This window comes from Taklimakanibacter deserti (genome assembly GCA_003574785.1).
This window is the reverse complement of the sequence record QORU01000001.1, coordinates 170190-185822: the sequence shown is the minus strand read 5'-3', so window position 1 is coordinate 185822 and position 15633 is coordinate 170190. Positions and strand designations below refer to the sequence as shown.

At 60.7% G+C, this 15633-nt stretch carries 20 protein-coding genes and 1 tRNA gene; 5 read left to right on the top strand and 16 right to left on the bottom strand.

Annotated features, from left to right (window positions below; all coding sequences use genetic code 11):
• Positions 1-190 precede the first annotated feature (190 nt).
• Together DS839_RS00820 and DS839_RS00815 are read left to right on the top strand one after the other, a co-directional pair.
• Positions 191-266: transfer RNA gene (locus DS839_RS00820), tRNA-Lys, on the top strand.
• A 202-nt stretch (positions 267-468) separates the two neighbouring features.
• Positions 469-645, top strand: a complete 177-nt coding sequence (locus DS839_RS00815) for a hypothetical protein (RefSeq protein ID WP_162918208.1) — start codon at positions 469-471, stop codon at positions 643-645.
• Positions 646-1005: 360 nt separating this feature from the next.
• Here the strand turns inward: DS839_RS00815 and DS839_RS00805 are convergent, their stop codons facing one another.
• Positions 1006-1215 carry a hypothetical protein gene (locus DS839_RS00805; protein ID WP_162918207.1) on the bottom strand — a complete coding sequence of 70 codons (210 nt, stop codon included), beginning with the start codon at positions 1213-1215 and terminating at the stop codon, positions 1006-1008.
• Between the two features lie 276 nt (positions 1216-1491).
• Between DS839_RS00805 and DS839_RS00795 the strand changes: the two genes are divergently transcribed.
• On the top strand, positions 1492-1965 hold the full coding sequence (locus DS839_RS00795; protein WP_119268380.1) for a hypothetical protein: 474 nt from the start codon (positions 1492-1494) through the stop codon (positions 1963-1965).
• A gap of 19 nt (positions 1966-1984) precedes the next feature.
• Here DS839_RS00795 and DS839_RS00790 read toward each other — a convergent pair whose 3' ends face one another.
• A complete protein-coding gene (locus DS839_RS00790) occupies positions 1985-3130 on the bottom strand; it encodes a hypothetical protein (RefSeq protein ID WP_119268379.1) in 1146 nt (381 codons plus the stop codon).
• A 272-nt stretch (positions 3131-3402) separates the two neighbouring features.
• Here DS839_RS00790 and DS839_RS00785 point away from each other — a divergent pair, with 272 nt between their 5' ends.
• Together DS839_RS00785 and DS839_RS00780 are read left to right on the top strand one after the other, a co-directional pair.
• A complete protein-coding gene (locus DS839_RS00785; RefSeq protein ID WP_162918206.1) occupies positions 3403-4032 on the top strand; it encodes a hypothetical protein in 630 nt (209 codons plus the stop codon).
• A gap of 9 nt (positions 4033-4041) precedes the next feature.
• The gene (locus DS839_RS00780; protein WP_119268377.1) at positions 4042-4323 is read left to right on the top strand and encodes a hypothetical protein; all 282 of its coding nucleotides are present in this window, start codon (positions 4042-4044) and stop codon (positions 4321-4323) included.
• 36 nt (positions 4324-4359) lie between these two features.
• Here DS839_RS00780 and DS839_RS00775 read toward each other — a convergent pair whose 3' ends face one another.
• From DS839_RS00775 to DS839_RS00715, 14 genes are all read right to left on the bottom strand, one after another.
• A complete protein-coding gene (locus DS839_RS00775; protein ID WP_119268376.1) occupies positions 4360-6807 on the bottom strand; it encodes a hypothetical protein in 2448 nt (815 codons plus the stop codon).
• Between the two features lie 26 nt (positions 6808-6833).
• Positions 6834-7352: a DUF2059 domain-containing protein gene (locus DS839_RS00770; RefSeq protein ID WP_119268375.1), complete on the bottom strand. Its 519-nt coding sequence runs from the start codon at positions 7350-7352 to the stop codon at positions 6834-6836.
• A 10-nt stretch (positions 7353-7362) separates the two neighbouring features.
• Entirely contained in the window at positions 7363-7803 is a 441-nt protein-coding gene (locus DS839_RS00765) for a hypothetical protein (protein ID WP_119268374.1), read from the bottom strand.
• Positions 7804-7823: 20 nt separating this feature from the next.
• The gene (locus DS839_RS00760; protein WP_119268373.1) at positions 7824-8117 is read right to left on the bottom strand and encodes a hypothetical protein; all 294 of its coding nucleotides are present in this window, start codon (positions 8115-8117) and stop codon (positions 7824-7826) included.
• Positions 8118-8121: 4 nt separating this feature from the next.
• Entirely contained in the window at positions 8122-8361 is a 240-nt protein-coding gene (locus tag DS839_RS00755; protein WP_162918205.1) for a hypothetical protein, read from the bottom strand.
• Between the two features lies 1 nt (position 8362).
• Positions 8363-8572 (bottom strand): hypothetical protein, encoded by a 210-nt coding sequence (locus DS839_RS00750; protein ID WP_119268371.1) that lies wholly within the window; start codon positions 8570-8572, stop codon positions 8363-8365.
• Between the two features lie 6 nt (positions 8573-8578).
• A complete protein-coding gene (locus DS839_RS00745) occupies positions 8579-9313 on the bottom strand; it encodes a hypothetical protein (protein WP_119268370.1) in 735 nt (244 codons plus the stop codon).
• Complete coding sequence (locus DS839_RS00740; protein ID WP_119268369.1) at positions 9310-9522, bottom strand: hypothetical protein; 213 nt, start codon at positions 9520-9522, stop codon at positions 9310-9312. Before DS839_RS00740 ends, DS839_RS00745 begins: the two co-directional genes overlap by 4 nt.
• Positions 9519-10028, bottom strand: coding sequence for a hypothetical protein (locus tag DS839_RS00735; protein ID WP_119268368.1), 510 nt, complete (start codon positions 10026-10028; stop codon positions 9519-9521). Before DS839_RS00735 ends, DS839_RS00740 begins: the two co-directional genes overlap by 4 nt.
• Before the next feature lie 988 nt (positions 10029-11016).
• A complete protein-coding gene (locus DS839_RS00730) occupies positions 11017-11655 on the bottom strand; it encodes a hypothetical protein (protein ID WP_162918204.1) in 639 nt (212 codons plus the stop codon).
• On the bottom strand, positions 11598-13103 hold the full coding sequence (locus DS839_RS00725; RefSeq protein WP_119268366.1) for a DEAD/DEAH box helicase: 1506 nt from the start codon (positions 13101-13103) through the stop codon (positions 11598-11600). Before DS839_RS00725 ends, DS839_RS00730 begins: the two co-directional genes overlap by 58 nt.
• Positions 13100-13297 (bottom strand): hypothetical protein, encoded by a 198-nt coding sequence (locus tag DS839_RS00720; protein WP_119268365.1) that lies wholly within the window; start codon positions 13295-13297, stop codon positions 13100-13102. Before DS839_RS00720 ends, DS839_RS00725 begins: the two co-directional genes overlap by 4 nt.
• Before the next feature lie 246 nt (positions 13298-13543).
• A complete protein-coding gene (locus tag DS839_RS36210; RefSeq protein ID WP_162918203.1) occupies positions 13544-13873 on the bottom strand; it encodes a helix-turn-helix transcriptional regulator in 330 nt (109 codons plus the stop codon).
• 224 nt (positions 13874-14097) lie between these two features.
• Complete coding sequence (locus tag DS839_RS00715; protein WP_119268364.1) at positions 14098-15498, bottom strand: tyrosine-type recombinase/integrase; 1401 nt, start codon at positions 15496-15498, stop codon at positions 14098-14100.
• Positions 15499-15633: the final 135 nt, after the last annotated feature.

Genomic DNA, 15633 nt, shown 5'->3' with positions numbered 1-15633 from the left:
CTCAGCCCCTCCCCACCCGTCATCCCGGCGCAAGCCGGGATCCCCTGAATAAGAGCACGCGGGCGGCCGACTGGCGGCTTTTTGTCTTATCCACCGATCCCTTTGATATAGCTGGACTCACAGGGATCGCTTTGCTAGAGAACCGCCCGCGAGACGGCCAGGGGCCGCTCGCCAGATTCCTTCACGGGACGGGCGCATAGCTCAGGTGGTAGAGCAGCTGACTCTTAATCAGCGGGTCGTAGGTTCGAGTCCTACTGCGCCCACCAAGGAAATCAAAGAGTTAGATCACAACAGACTGAACCGCTTCGAGACCTGGGGGACGCTTTGGGGGACTAGCCAAGCGGGGGCTGCGATGCTATTGCCCAGCGGCATCACCGGGTCATCACGCGAAAAGCTATGCGAGATTGTAGGATCCGCAATTACAGCGATCTGATCGAGGCGTTGGCTGCGCGGCGCCAAGAGCTGGGTATGAGCCAGGCCGAACTCGATAAGCGAGCCGGTCTCGTTGCCGGCTACACCTCGAAGGTCGAGGCTTGGCACGGCTCTCGCGGTCGCGCACTGGGGCTGCTGACGCTTCCGCCGCTTCTGGAGGCGCTCGGCGTCGCGATAGCGGTGGTGCCTGTGAGCAGCGGCCGTGAGCAGTGACTCGAATGTGAAAGCCTCCGACACCGGGCAGAGCTGTCGCGCCGTCCGAAGATCTCGGGAATGGTGCTGCTATCTGAACGATGCCGAGCTTGCGGAGAGGCTCAACATCGGCACCGAGAAGCTCAGCATGCTGCGGGTTCAGCCAGGCTTCCCGCCGCGTGACGCGATCACCAACAAGCGGTTCTGGCCGGCTGTGGAGGCGTGGCTCCTTCGCCGGCACCGGATTGACACAAACGGTGAGGTAGATGAGGGCGGCGGCCCTGAAGTTGAGAATTGGAGCTGAGCCGCAGACGGCCTGGCTCGGAAAAAATAAGCGGGCCACATCAGGCCCGCCTTTCATCGTCAGACTCGACGCTGCACCTAGATGGTACATTCAAGCAGATTCTCTCTCTCGGAAATCAGGCCGGCCTCGTAGATGCGCATGAGAAGCTGGCGCCTAAGCAAAACGTCATCGAGCGAGGTGGCGGGCTTCGCAAGCACTGCATTCACGCTGCGCCGCAGCCTTAGGCTCGACTCATAATGGGCGTTGTAAGCATCGCCTAATTCGGTCTCCAGTTCTAGGAACGTCATGTTGCTATTCCCCATTTGTCTCGGATTTTCACCGGGAAAGATCGACTTGCACCGCAAGTTGATTTCGTGATATCACGACATCATGGCAAAAGCAACTCATGAAATCACGAAATCACCACGGAAGCGCGCTCCTGAGACCGGGACGCCGGTCCTGGTTAGGTTGCAGGCAGGCCCGCTTGGCGAGATCGATGAGTGGCGGCGTGCTCAGTCAGACATCCCTAGCCGGTCGGAAGCGATCCGCCGGCTGGTGGAACTGGGGCTGAAGCGAGGAAATCGATGAACGCGCTTCCGCTCTGGGTGCAATACGTCCAGGCCTTCTCCATCCCCGCCTTGGCGATCGTTGGCGCGCTCATCGCGTACCGACAGTGGCGAACTGCCAGCAACGCGCTTCGCCTCAACCTTTTTGACCGACGCTTCGACGTTTATGTCGAGGCTGTGACCTTCATCGGCAACGTTATGCGGCAAGGGTATCCAGAAAACGAGCACTTCAGCCCCTTCTTGCGCGCCCGCGATCGAGCGCAGTTCCTCTTTGGCCCCGAGGTGGTTTCATGCCTGAAGGAGATCAATGACACCGCAGCCGCATTGCTCGCGACACATCGCCAGATCGAGGGCGGCCGAGGCGGAGCAGCCAGGCAGAAGGCTGCCGACCAAAATCAATCGCTTCTCACTAAGTTCACCGAATTCGATGCAAGGTTGGTGCAGTTGATGGCTCCCTACCTCGCATTTTCGATGGTCCGGGAAAAGCGCTGAGTCCCCAGAACGCAACAGGTCAAGCGGCCTTCGATATAAGGGATATGCTGAGCGCGCGCCTGAGGGGCTCGACACAGTCGAAGCTCGGAAGTTCGAACTTCTTGGGTATGCCAACAACCGCGGGATCATCTCCACCGCGAGGGTTGAAGATCAGGCCGCCTTCCATGGCGCTATAGCTGCCTTTGCAGCCGTGAGTGTTGCTGGCGTAGTCGGCTATCCCCTTAAGATGCGCGGAATCAAAGAACACCAGAACATCGCGCAAATCCTGTTCAATTTTGTCGATCCCTTCGACGAATTCCTGAATCTTCCGACAGGCCTCCGCCAGCTTCGCATTGTCCAGTTGGTGCGACGAGTGCCCGGCGAGTGATCCGTACATCAAGCCGGCAAGTCGGCCGCGCCCTTCGAGAAGCTTGGCAATGTCTTCGACGGATTTCTTCAAAAAATTGTGGCCACGCAGGATCATGATCGTCTTCTCCTGCCGCTTGGTCATAGGTTTCGACTCGTCCTCTATCTTGCGAAGTTGCCCTGCTTGCCAGCGGCGTTTTCGCTCCGTCACTGTCATCTTTGCTCTTTCTTCCCTGATCTCCTTGTTGCGCGCCGCCCGTTCACGCATGCCCTGTTCATCCGGGATCACTTCGAACACAACTAACTGGTGATCTGGGCGATCGGCGGCCGCCCTGAGATGCTGATAGAGCTCAGTCATCCAGAACCTGAATCGCCGCTGCACCTCCTCCAGCTCTTGAAAGCGAATATCTTGGGCTAGGGCTTGGAGAGCAGCGCCAACCGGCTTTAGAAGTGGGAGACATGTGATCACGCGATGAAGGTCATATTGTCGGGCCTTCCCGTGCTCGAACTCCTGCTCGATGTCGTGGAAGTCGAGTCGGTAGATCTTCGCTCCGCAGTCCTTACCGGTCAAAAATCTGGCGCCACTTGGCGCCTTCATCACGAACCCTCTGCCATGACGCGTGCCGCAGTGGGCACACACCACAAATTTGGACCAGTCGGTGATTGGCCCGCCTGGGCGGATGTCATATTCGAATTCAAGCTTTGCTTTCGCGAAATCGGCGGGCACCTCGTCAGCCAGATCCGAAAGGGATTTTGGATCGGCAATACTGAAGCGACGAGCAAGAAGCTCCTGGTCTTGGGCAGTTAAGGAAATTGACATGGCACGAATCACCTTTCCTCAGGGTAATCTACCATGTTCTAGTTTTGTATCGTGAGCGAATTAAGGCGGCCTATCCACAAGCTGTTGATAACACGTGGCAATTCGTTACTGAGTGATATTTGCTCGAAACTGCCCTAAAGATCGCCGAATTCAGCAAGCACAGGAGGAGGTTCCACTTAATGGAACCAATTCAGGAGCTTAGGCGGGAGGGGCGAAGAGTCTGGCCGCCAGAGAGAGGTCGATAGCTCATGGTATCGGCAAAGGAACGTGACGTGGATCCGGCACCCGTAACACCCGAACTGCTCGACGCTGCGACACGCTGGAGCTCGTGGTCGTGGTGGGGTTTGATCGCTTTTGGCATCATCGCAGCGATCACCGCAATCGCAACGGTAGCGTTCACCTTTATCCAGTTTTGGTCTGGTGGCGTCCTGGGCCGGCATTCCGAATGGCGCACCGCGACGTTGGAAAGGGAGACCGCGCGAGCAAACGAACGGACCGCTGAGCTGCAAAAGGAGGCTGAAGCTGCAAAGCTCGAACAGGAGCGGTTGAGACAGCTCCTCGCTTGGCGACGACTCACCGCCGATCAGATGAAAAAGCTGGTTGATGAATTAACTGGAATCACTTTTCCCGTGACATTGCAGGTTAACAACGCCGACCCAGAGGCAACTCGGTTCGCCGCCGACATTGGTGAAGTGTTTCAGCAAGCTGGGATCTCCTACGAAAAAAAGACTGCGATCGTGTTCAGCGACGACCCCATACCTGGACTGCGCGTCTACGGTCGCGCGGACGAAGTCCACAGGATAGCTGATCCCTTTCACCGCCTTGGCATTGCGATAGACGGCCAACAAAAGGACGCTGACCTTGTTTTTCACGTAGCCGCGAAGCCGCCGCCGAAACCGTAGGTGCCCTGAATGAAGAAGCGACCCGACATTGCGATTGTCCGACAGCATCTCCAGAGAATCGATGGGGTGTCGCGCACTTGGTTCGAGTGGTCACTTGATTACGATGATGACGGATCGCCCTTGAGGGTCAAGACGCTGGTCGTCGAGGTGGATTTCGATACGGATCCGAATTCCACGGGCTTTAGGGAAAGCGTTCTGGATGCCATCGCTGACACCGCGAAAGGCGTGTTGAGCGACGAAACGACGATGATAGTCAGCTACCTCAAGATCGTTCCTAAAGGCCTGCTCTAAGGGCTGGCGGAAGCTTCCCTTGCCGGGGTCATCCATTCATAGAAGATCAGGCGCGCGGCTTGGTGCTTTGTGGCCCGGGCGCCACCAAAATTTTTGTCCGGTGTTGCGGCGCAGCCGCTCCTCTTGCCGGCGGAACGATGCCTTGTAATTGGGATCTATCCATTCCTGGATCTCATCGAACACGAAGCGGTCGAGCGCCAGGCGCGCGTACCAGAGGTTAGAGCCCGGCAGCCAGCGGCGCATGTGCCTGGCCATCGTCTTGCCGAAGTCGGTGCCCTCGCCCGTCAGGAATTTGCGCGCCTGGTCAAAGGTGAGATCGCCGGTCGCGCCGACAATCTGTCCAGGAGGACCAGCGAGAAGCGTGCTGAGTTGCTCTTGCGGCCCGCCGCCTATGGCTGTCTTGAGCAAGTCCCCGTAGATGCCGGCGGCGCCACCAGTGACGAAAGCATCGAGCCAGAAGCCCGGATCACTCATGTCACGCGGATCCTTGCCGCTGAGAATCTGCTTGGCCTGCAGCGACACGCCGCCGGCAATCGTCATCGGCAGCAGGAACTTGAACGACAGATTTGTGCCGCGCTTGAGGAAGGAGCCCGGCGCCGTCATGTGGCGCATCACATGGGTCAGCAGGATGGAGATCGCAAACGACTTGTACATGCCGGCCGAGCGCGCCATCTCGCCCATGAACGTGCCGCGATGCAACCCGCCCGTCGTGAGCTGGCGCACCCTGGCGCCCGATTCGAGCACCGCGAATTGCCGCTCGTCGATGATGGCCGACATGAGCCGATTGCGTAGAGCCGGATCCGCCATGCCTTCCGCATCGAAGAACCGCGCGCCTTCGACTTCCAATGCCGGCGTCGCTCTGACCAGATCCCATTCGTCGGCCGTGAATGCGTAGCGCTCAAGGAAGCCCCGGAAGGCAGGCTCAAGATCATCGAAGCCCTTGCCGGAATTTTCGGCCAGGTGCGCCATGAACTCCATCGAGAACGCCCGCTTGAGATTCGTCGTCCAGAAATTGAGGCCCTGCGCGCGGATCACGAAAGAGGCGATTTGCCCAAAGCGTTCGCCCACTTCAAGCTGATCGCCGAAGCGACGCGAGGAGTGCATCCCGTCGATGACCGCGTGCGCTGTGACGTTGAGCCTGGCCGCGAGCGCCCGCATCTCAGGGCCTTCACCCGCGATCCCTTCAATCGCGCGCTGCATCACGCCAACGGCCGATATGCCGCTATGACCGGAAGCCAGGACGGCCGTCACCGAGTCGCCTGGAACAGCCGTGATGACGGCGGATCCGAGATTCGCCGCCGTCGCGATGTTGCGCACCGCGCCAAAGACGCCGGCCATCGTTTCACCCTGCACGCTATTGATCTCGCCCGTCAGCCACTTGAAGGTGCGTTCGGCTGCCGCGACGGATTCGACCAGGCGCACGGGATTGTACTTCGACGGGCTGAAACGGCCGTCCGGCCTGCCGCCGCCCTTGTCGTCATATCTCGCCAGATCGAGCAGCCGCTTGAAATTGGTCTGGTAGGACGGCCCGAGCACTTCGGCGAGGGAGATTTCGTTCGCCATGCCGCGGACGTGGCTGATCAGCATTCCATAGATGCCGCCTTCGCCGACGCCGTACTTATCCATGAGCTTGAGCCAGGTGTCGGCGTTTTTGAATCGGAAGGTGCGCATGACAGAGTTGAAGGCCGAACCGTGCGCGGCCGTGTTGTCGTTGACGACGATGTGCTGATGCGCCATTCGCACGATCTCAGGCACTTCAAGATCCGTTGCCAGCTCGCCGGTCTCCTTGTTCACGATCTCGAGCCCGCCCGAACGCCACGCCTCGAAAATGTCTTTCTCAAATTCCTGCAGCCCGAAGGAGCGCACGCGCGCCGATTCCCAAAACTGCGGATTGAGCCATTGGTCCTTTTCGGCGATCGAGCGGAAGAAGATTCCCGCCTGTTCGGCGCGCTTGACGCCGGCCTCGACTGTGCCGCGCCACGCTGCAGCGGCTTCCTTGGCCGCCTGATCGCCGGTATCGACGCCGCGCAGCTCCTTGATGACATTGCGCGGCCCCACGAAGTCATGCCGCAGGCCGCCGAGCTTGGAGCGGTAATTCTCGATGAGGGTGTTGGCTTTGGCGAGCAGCCAATCCTCGACGGCGACGCGATGGCTTTCGACGTTGAGCCGGCCGGCGTCCCTGATGTCGCGGGTGAGCACGCCCATCACGCCGGCAATGCGGGAATGCGGATGGTTCAGAACGTAAGCTTCGACGTCGGCAAAGGCGATCGCGTTCTTGGCGACGGTGAGCTTTTTCCGCTTGGCCGCTTCCGCCATCACCTTGGCCGCCTCCAAGGCGGCGGCGGCATCGGCCGAGGCGGGCGGCATCGTCGTGACCATGCGGCCCTGCATTCCCTCATAGAGGGCCACCGCGGAATTGGCAGCGTTGCGGGTAATCTGGCCCGAGCGCACCAGCTTGTTGAGGCAATTCCGTATGAGGCTCACAGCCTGACTCCTCTTTTTTAGCCAGCTCAATGGTATTGTGGCTGTGCTCCGTCGGTGACCGCGCGGCCGGGGCTGGAGTTCGCCTTCAGTGCCTTCTGCGCTTCCTCGAGCACCAGGGGAACGATCTGCCTCTGCATGACCTCAAACATCTGAGGTATCATCCGCGCCGTTACCTGCGGCATCTTCTTCAGCATGCTGCGGCCGACGTCCGAGGAATAGAATTTGTCGACAGCGATGATCTCCTCGGCCGTAAAGATATCGAGCATCGTGACGATCGTGAACTTCTCGTAGAGCTCGGCGGCATTGGCGATCCCGGCTTTGAGCGACACCTCGACGAACTCCACTAGGGTGGCATCGTCCCGTTCCGGATTTTTCTCTCTGATAATCCTAATGATCGCATCACGCATCGCCGGGATTGACTGTCGAAGGATCGACCTCATGTTGACGATCTCGGCATAATGCTGCGCGGCCTTCACGGTGGCCGGTTCGTATGTCGCCAGCCTTTTGTCGAGTTCAGAAACCCGCGTGCGGGGAAGATCTACCATGCGGCTCCCCTTATTTTTGGTCCAATACGCCCGAGCCGACGATCGACTTGGCACCCTTGAGCGCGCCGCCGGCAATGCGGAAAAAGGCCATGTCGCTGATCATCTTCGCATCCGATTTTGCCTGCAGCTCCTCCATCTTGTAACCGGTGCGCACGCGGCGCCGGTTTTCGTCCGACGTGGCGCGCTCAGCGTCGATGATCGCGTTCATCGTCGGTGTGTCGATCAGGCCGCCCGCGCTGGCGCGGATCGCCTTGATGTTGCTCAACTGGCGCTTAAAATCCGCAAGCGCGATCGTCTCGCTTTCGTCGGAATTGATCTTCGCCATGCGGGCACGCGCCTCAGCGGCCGCCTTATCCTTGGCGTCGCCGGCAAGAGCCCCCGCCGTCTCGACACCCGCCGAGGCCACGCCGATCGCGGCCGTCGCCGCGGCTGCCATCGTTACCGGTTCCATCGGGACGTTACCTCCATCAGCTATGCTTTCCCTCTGAGCTTGGCATCGTGCATCGCCTGGCGCCGATGCGCCTGGTCGAGCTTGTCCATGGCGGACAAGGATGCCCAATTGGATGATTTCGGTGGGCCCGGCTGCGCCGACCACGCCTTGAATCGTACGAGAGTTTCGAGAGCCTCGAACTGCCCAGGCAGCTTCATGTCGCCCATGAGAATCGTGGTTAGATCCACGCCGATCATACCGACGATCACCGCCTTGAGGTTCTCGCGGCGGCGGCGCTCGATGTCTGCATCGTCCCATGGCGTGATAGCGTCCACGGCGTCACTTTCCGCCATGAGCGCGGTGGAGCTTTGCGAGCGGGCTCAACCGATCCCAGTCGCTCCCGGTCGCCGCCGGCGGGCTATATTGGCGCACCTGCTGAGCTGTGGGATCGAGTAAGGCTTCGATTGCGGCGAGCCCGGCTGTGGACTCAATGTCGGCCATGAGGTCGCGGGCATAGCCGGGAGTGATCAGCCGGGCAATCCGAACCTCAAGATTTGCGCGACGCGTGTCGGGCTGCATGTCATGCCCCTCCATTTTTAACGTAGTGTTTGTGTGTTTGCCTCACGAGCGCTTCCAGGGCCGTCAGGGCGCGGGCCGACGAAATTTCGGCCATAACGTCCTCAGCCATCGCCTTGCCGATTCGCCTTTGGAGGCAAAGTTCAACGTTTGTGATCCTTCGATCGGCTTCAACCTCGCCGCCGGCTTTCGCTATCTCCGCTTCACGTGCCATGTGGAATCAGTCCTCAAGTTGCAAAATCATCGCGTCGATCGCGGCGAGCGGCTTCATGTCGCGCTCGTGAATGTGCTCGGACGCTGGCAAGCCATGAAATGCCGTGGCGCAGTCGATCGCCTCGCTGGTGGTGAGCCGGTGAGCGACTTCGTGGTCGAGCGGCGTTGCGGCCATCGCAGAAAATTTTTCAATCGAGGCATCGCGCGCGGCGAGCGCGGCGCTAAGTTTTTCCATCGCCAAGTCGACTTTGCGATCTTCGCTCACCACGGCCTGACCGGCGGCAATCATGTCATGCCGGTGCACTTCGGCTTGAGCCAGGCTGTGGGCACGGCGGGCCGGCCCGATGGGCTCAAGGACCGCTTCAAGGGCGATGGCGAGTGATGGCAAGGCCTCATGCTCAATCATCAGCCGGCGCTTGACCAACTCGCTGACGCGTTCCCGAGCTGCAATTTTTCCGGCGACAGCATCGGCGGCCAAGGCCTTGTGCTCCGCCGCGAGCTCGAGGAGCTCGGCTTCCAGGCGGTCCCGCTGGGCGGCCAGGTTATCATAGGCGGTCTCGACGCGTGCAAGCTCGGCCGACGCGGCCTTGAGGCGCTCTTCCGCCTTGGCCGGCGTCGCGCACCTGGTCTCAGGCTCGGGCTCGATCTCGCCGGACGTTGCAGTGGCGGTCCCGGCCTCCTGCGCGATCTCTTTCTGGTCGGCCGGGCGATCGTCGGTGATGACGCGATGGGGGCGGCTCATATTTGGGTTTCCCCTTTTTCAGGCGGATTGAAGCTCCACTCGCCCTTGCCGAGGCGGATGGCTTCTTGAGCGTCCTGCGGACTCCCGAACCGAAAGCCCTCCACGACTGCCTTTCCGTCTTTCACATAGCGCCGCCAGGCCAGGCGCTTTTCCGTTGAGCGCGGATGATGCAGCTTCCAATTTTCTTCCTCAGTCTCAAGGCGCGTCATGTTCGGTCCCTTTCTTCGTAGTCGACATCCAGCGCGGAACACTTGCTGCCGGCTTGGCGCAGGATCTCGCGCGCCTTCTCACGGTGTTGCGAGACATCGACGATATAGCCAGGCTGCACCTGCACGCCGACGCCGAGATTGACGGTGACACCATGCGGCTGCCGGCTCTCGTGGGCGCCGTCGATGTATTTTGAACTTTCCATCCTGATTTTTTCGCTCGCGGCTTCAGTGCTGAGCCTGGCGAGTTCCTGGACGGCCTTGGGACGGGCGGCTTCGCGCACCTGGTCGATCAATTGGTGAAAGTGCCGGCGGACGATCGGAGCGCGAAACGCTCGGTACAAGCTGTCGTCCTTCATGCCGACGGCCGCTGCCGCTTCCGGCCTGGTCATGCCCTGCTCGGCCATGAGTCTGATGGCCTCCGCGACTTTGGGCGACAAGCCTCGCACGGCGCCAGGCGCAGGCGGCCGAACCTGGAGATCTCGGCGGCGGCGCTTCTTCACGACCATGACGATTCCCTCTCATGAAGGGCACGCTGCACCGCCCTCATCGTGGCTCGTCGAACCCAGCTGCTCGCCGTCAGACCTTCCGCCTCGGCCAACTCGCGGATGATTTCCCGAGTGCTTGCCGGCACGCGATAGTGCAGCGGCACAGTCGCATTACCGGATTTCGTGACGGACACCTGGGGCATGGCCCGAATTCACTCCTCGAATTACCGACGACACAAGGCGACGACGGTCGCCAACTTGCTCTGTCCGTAATCGACCTGCAATGCACAGGACTGATCCGGAATAAGCAAGGTGCTCCCGCTCGTGTGTAGATTGGCCGAAACGATCTCCCGCGCCTGGTTGTGTCGAAAGCAGGTGTCTTAAGCAGGCGAGGTGGCCCGAAATCTTCCGGTCGTGGCAGAGATCGCCCAGGATGAGCCGTGACGGGCGGTTGCGGTGTCGGCTGTCAAACAGCCTGCGGCGGCTGAACGGGCGCTGGCGCTTGCGGCTGAGTCAGCGCGAGGCCGTCGAGCCCGCCGCCCGTTTGAGGCGGATCGTGGACCGTTTGACACACGTGAATACCATCACGTTTCATAACAGGTGGTCGCGTGAATGAGAGCATCTTATCCGTGATCAGCGGGCTGATATAGCGAAGTATCAGTAACTCAAGGGTTTTCCTTGATCATATGGTCTTTGGGGGACGGCTCAGGGGGACGATGGGGCGTCAGAACGGCAGAGTCCGACCCTCCCCGCCCCCATTCCGGCCGCACGGGAGAACCGGCCCGGCCGGGAAAACGGGGCGCGCGCTTTGCTTTCCTACCTCGCCCGCAACTTTTCAGGCTGAAAGCTCGGGGGAAATTCCGTCTCGCTCGGACAAAATTTTTTTGAGCTGAGAACCTGCGTCGCTCAGTGGCTCCTGGCCGTGCGCCTTCTTCCAGAGCCCCCCTCTTCCGTGCCATGAGACAAGTGTGTGGCCCGCTTGTAGAGATACTGTGCGCACGGACTTGTCTCATGCGTGACCATTGGCCTGCGCACGGACTTGTCTCATGGGATCTCGACGACGCTGACGGTACCACTTGGCGCGAGAAATACCTTCCGCCTCCCATGGCCTGGTCGCCGACAGAGATTTGCCCTCATATTCGGCACGGGGCTTTGCGCCCTTTGCCTTGCGGGTGCGCTGCATGCGCTCGCGGTGACGAAGCTTCCGGCGTTCCTTGCGGGCTTCGGCGTCCATATCGACGGCGCCGATCTGCCAGACGCGCAGCCGCTCACGGGTGCGCCAATCCAGGTTGAGCTCGCGGCCGAGGGCGTCGCTTTTGAAGGTGAGCGGATCGGCCGCGATTTCGGCGGCGAGCTTCTCGGCCTCGGCGCCGGTCATCCAGGGTGCAGTTAGCTCGATCTCCCTGAGAAGGGCCTGCATTCGGCGCTGGGGGTAGTAGCACCGGGCCTTCAGGTTAAGCAGGATGCGCAGATCCTCCCTTCCAGCGTCGTCATCCGGAAGCCTCGGACCATAGCGATGATGCAAGAGCTTGCGCGCGTGTCCAAGCTGGATGCGCCGCACGGCTTCCCATCTTTCGCGGCTCGTCGTCATTAAGCCGCCGTCCCGCCCTTCGCCTTCGCCCAGGCGATGTTGCGGCTTCTGATCCACGACAGGGTTTCCGGGCTCGGCTTAGCGGGCGGCGGATTGCCGTAGGGCGGCCAGTGGCCAAAGCGTTCCTTGAACTTGTGGGCGGCCCAGCCGCGTTTGTAGCCGCGCTCCGTCGCATACCATAGCAGCTCGCCCAGGAACTGATCCTTTGCAGCCTGCTGCAATACAATCGGCTGGACCCGGCGCTGCCTGTCGATGAGGCCGAGATCGCCGTCGGCGACTCTGTAATCGGCGGGCTTTCTCTGTGGCAGGAAGCCGCAGTTCCAGCACGCCTTGCCGCCCTCACGCATGACGCCGCATTGGGCGCACTCCATGACGGCGCGCGGCCCCAGGTTGGCTTCGCGCCTCTCCTGTGCTGTGTTTCGCGCGCCCTTGCCGCGGTCGAGCGTCCATTCTACCGGATCCTCCGCGAAGCCCAGCCGATGCGTGGCGCCAGCGTGGTCGAGCACGATCGCATCGGTCTTGCCGGGTGCGCTCCTGAGGGCGCGGCCGATCATCTGGCGATAGAGGCCCATCTGCCGTGTTGGCCTGGCGAGAACGCAGCATCCGACATCTGGCATGTCCCAGCCTTCCGTGAGCACCGCGCAGTTCGTCACCACGTCGATGTCGCCGCGGCGAAGCCGTTCCAGGGTCTGATCACGCTCGGGCTTGGGCGTTGAGCCGTCGATGTGCCCGCACCGGACACCCGACTTGATGAACTCGTTTCTGATATGAATGCTGTGGGCGACATTGACGGCGAAGACGACTGTCTTTCGCTTCTCTCCATGACGATGCCAGTGGGTTACGATGTCGCCGACAAGCTTGTCGGTGTTCATGCGCTCGGCGAGCTGGCCTTCAACGTAGTCGCCCATGCGCACCTTGACGCCCTTGAGGTCGGGCGGCGCCTTTGGGGCGAAGACTTTCGTTCTTACCAGGTGCCCTTTGTCGATGAGGCCCTGCACCTGTTCGACCTCGAGCATGGATTCGAAGATGCCGCCGAGACCTCGCCCGTCGCCGCGACAAGGCGTTGCCGTAAGGCCGACGATGCGCGCATTTGGGTATGCCTCGATCACCGCCTTATAGGTCGCGGCGCTGGCGTGGTGAGCTTCATCGATAATGACCAGGTCGGCTTCCGGCAGCGCCATTCGATCGGAACGGATCGCCCTGGCGTGCAAGGTCTGAATCGCGGCAACCTGCACCCTGTCGAGCGGGCGATCTCTGACGCCGGCCATGATGATGCCATGCGATATCCGCAGATCCTGGAGCTTGCGGCTTGTCTGCTGAACGATCTCTCGCCGATGGACCACGAAAAGCGCCTTTTTCCACTGATCCGAGAATTCCTTCATGATAGCCGTGGCGATCACCGTCTTGCCGCCGCCGGTCGGGCAAACGAGCAGCACACGGCGGTTTGGATCGCGCTCGATTCGGGCGATGGCGTCGGCCTGATAATCGCGAAGGGCGATCGTCATGGCGCGCGCCTCTGCTTCTGGCGCTGCCGATAGAGATCGAGCAAAAAAGCCTTGTCGCTCGGATGCTCATCAAGCCATCGGTTGACGTATTCATCGTTGTAGGTGCGCACCACGTACCAGAAGGCATCGACGGTCGCTTTCGGCGTGCGATATATCCGCCGCTCGGGGAAAGGCTTCCTGGTCGGGCCAGCCATGCAGCGCTTGATAAAGCCGTCATTCAGCGGGCAGACGGAACACGGAAACCTGCGCGTCAACGTCCTACACTGCTGGCCGGGAAGGCGGATAGGCGCGTTCACGGCCGCACCTCGAAGTGGCGAGCTGCGCCGCAACGCAGCGCCATCGGCAGGCGCGCCCGCTTCGGCGCGGTGGCCGGGCTCTTGCAAAAATGTTGGAGGGTGGGTAAATGCCGAGGAACGTTTCGCCCGAAACGATGATATGCCTCAGCCGGTCGCGCCCTTGTCGCGGCCGGTTGTGCTTTCGGAAGCAAGTCCGTGCCCCTCCTCGCTCAGTCGTTGGATTTTTTCAGCGGGGCACGGACGCTGAGCAGAAACAGTCGGTAGTTGTGCGAACCGGCGATCAATGAGATTTTTGATTTCATCCCTGCGCCAAAAGCGCCGACCGCTGATGACGATGGGCGGCGGCAAGGTCCCGTCTTTGAGACGGCGCCAAAGCCACATGTCCGATACATCGCCAAAAATGGCGCGGAGCTGGCCGGCCTGGATTAAATCGGGGATAGACGCGTCCGACGCGGGAATGCAACGTTCCGTCATGACTGCCCTCGTGAGAGTTTGTCACTCACGATTGCGCGGCTCGTCACCGTCCCACAATGCACAGGTCGAAAGGTAATTAGTCCGGTTACGGAATAAAAAGATGTCGGTTCTATTGGCTTTTAGCGATCGTTCAGCGTCGGCGCGAAAAGCCCGCCACTCGAATCAGTGCAGTGCCGTGTTTTTATTGGTTTTTTTGGCGAGCGTGCCTCGCGGAAGGGGGCAGTCTAAGCTCGAAGAGGCACAACGTTGCTTCCCGCCTCGGTCACCGTGACCGCTTTCGCCCAGGCCGCGAACATCCGCCGGCAATCATCGGCATATTTGCTGTGATTGTAGACGCCGGCGACACCGGCCTTCGAACCGGAGATGTGGTTCAGTGCGGCTTCGACGACATGCGGCGCAAAGCCCAGCTCGCCGCAACCGGTCGAGAAGGAGCGCCTGAAATCATGCAAACGCCACGGCTCCAGCGTGACGCCGGGATCGGATAGACCTTTATCGAGCGCGGTCTTGATCTTGGAGAAGCCCGAGATCGCCGTCTCGCCGTCGGTCGTGAACACGAAATCGCCGAGTCGCGGCAGTTTTAAGATGATCTCTTTGGCCTCAGGCGACAGCTCGACCTCATGCGGCCGGCCGTTCTTCGTGTTCGCTGCCGGGATTTTCCAAAGCGGCTTGTCGCCTTCCAGCATGAGATCGGTCCACTTCATCAGGGACGTTTCCTCACGCCTTTGGCCCAGAAGGGCCAAGGTCCAGATGAGCGCCCGCTGCGCCTCGCCGGTGATCTTCTTGCCGTTCTTCGTCTCCGTCACCTTCACGAGGCCGTCTGCCGCCTTGAGAATCGCCTTGATCTCCGCGATGGGTAAGACGCGATCACGCTTGCGAGGCTTGGCATCGAGTACGATGCCGGCGACCGGGTTCATGGGGACAAGCTTCCGACGCGGGTCCGCGCACCATCCGAAGAATTTACCGACGTAAGCCTTGAAAAGTCGCGCCGAGGCCAAATGGCCATTGGCCTCGAACTTGTCGAGGATTTTGCCGGCATCCTGCGGGGTGATCTCCCTCACCGGCCGCGCGGCCCATTTCGCGGTTGGCGATTCACCGAGCTTTTTCGATCTCGACTTTTTCGGCGCTGACCCGTTCGACTTTTGCGTCATCGGCTCGGGTGCCCGGACATTCAAGGCCCAGCGATAGCCCCGGATGGTTGCCTCGCTCAGGGGGCTCTCTTTTGCCTTCGGGTATTGTTCGAGAAACAGCTTGGCGACCGCCGCGAACGTGTTTTCCGCCGCCTCCGCTGTCGCCTGCTTATGGGCATGGATCTCGTCTCGCGGATCGACACCGTTATCGATCTTGATCTGGATTTCTTGCGCCTTCTTCCGGGCCTCGGCGAGAGAAACATACCGGCTGGCGTCGGTGCCGGGATTCTTGCGTGCCCTGGCAAGCTCCTCCTTTGGGAGGAAACGCCCAAGATCGAAACGGACCTTCTGCCCCCGAACACGGCGGATGAAGAAAAAAGCCTTGGAGGTCGGTGTCACCCTGACGCCGAAGCCGCCCTTCTCGGTGTCGAATATCTCGTCGCGCTCGGTCCTGGGCTTGTAGTTTTTGAGCCCGGCATCGGTCAGCTTCATTTTCATGGCCTTGAGCTCTCCTCCGTCCCCCAGGCCCTCTTTCCAAATGTCAGATGCTCTGGGTCATTTTTTTGGGGGACGCATCTGGGGGACTATTTACGCTGTTTTGCACCGTTATGCAACGGAAGGTGTTGATATTCG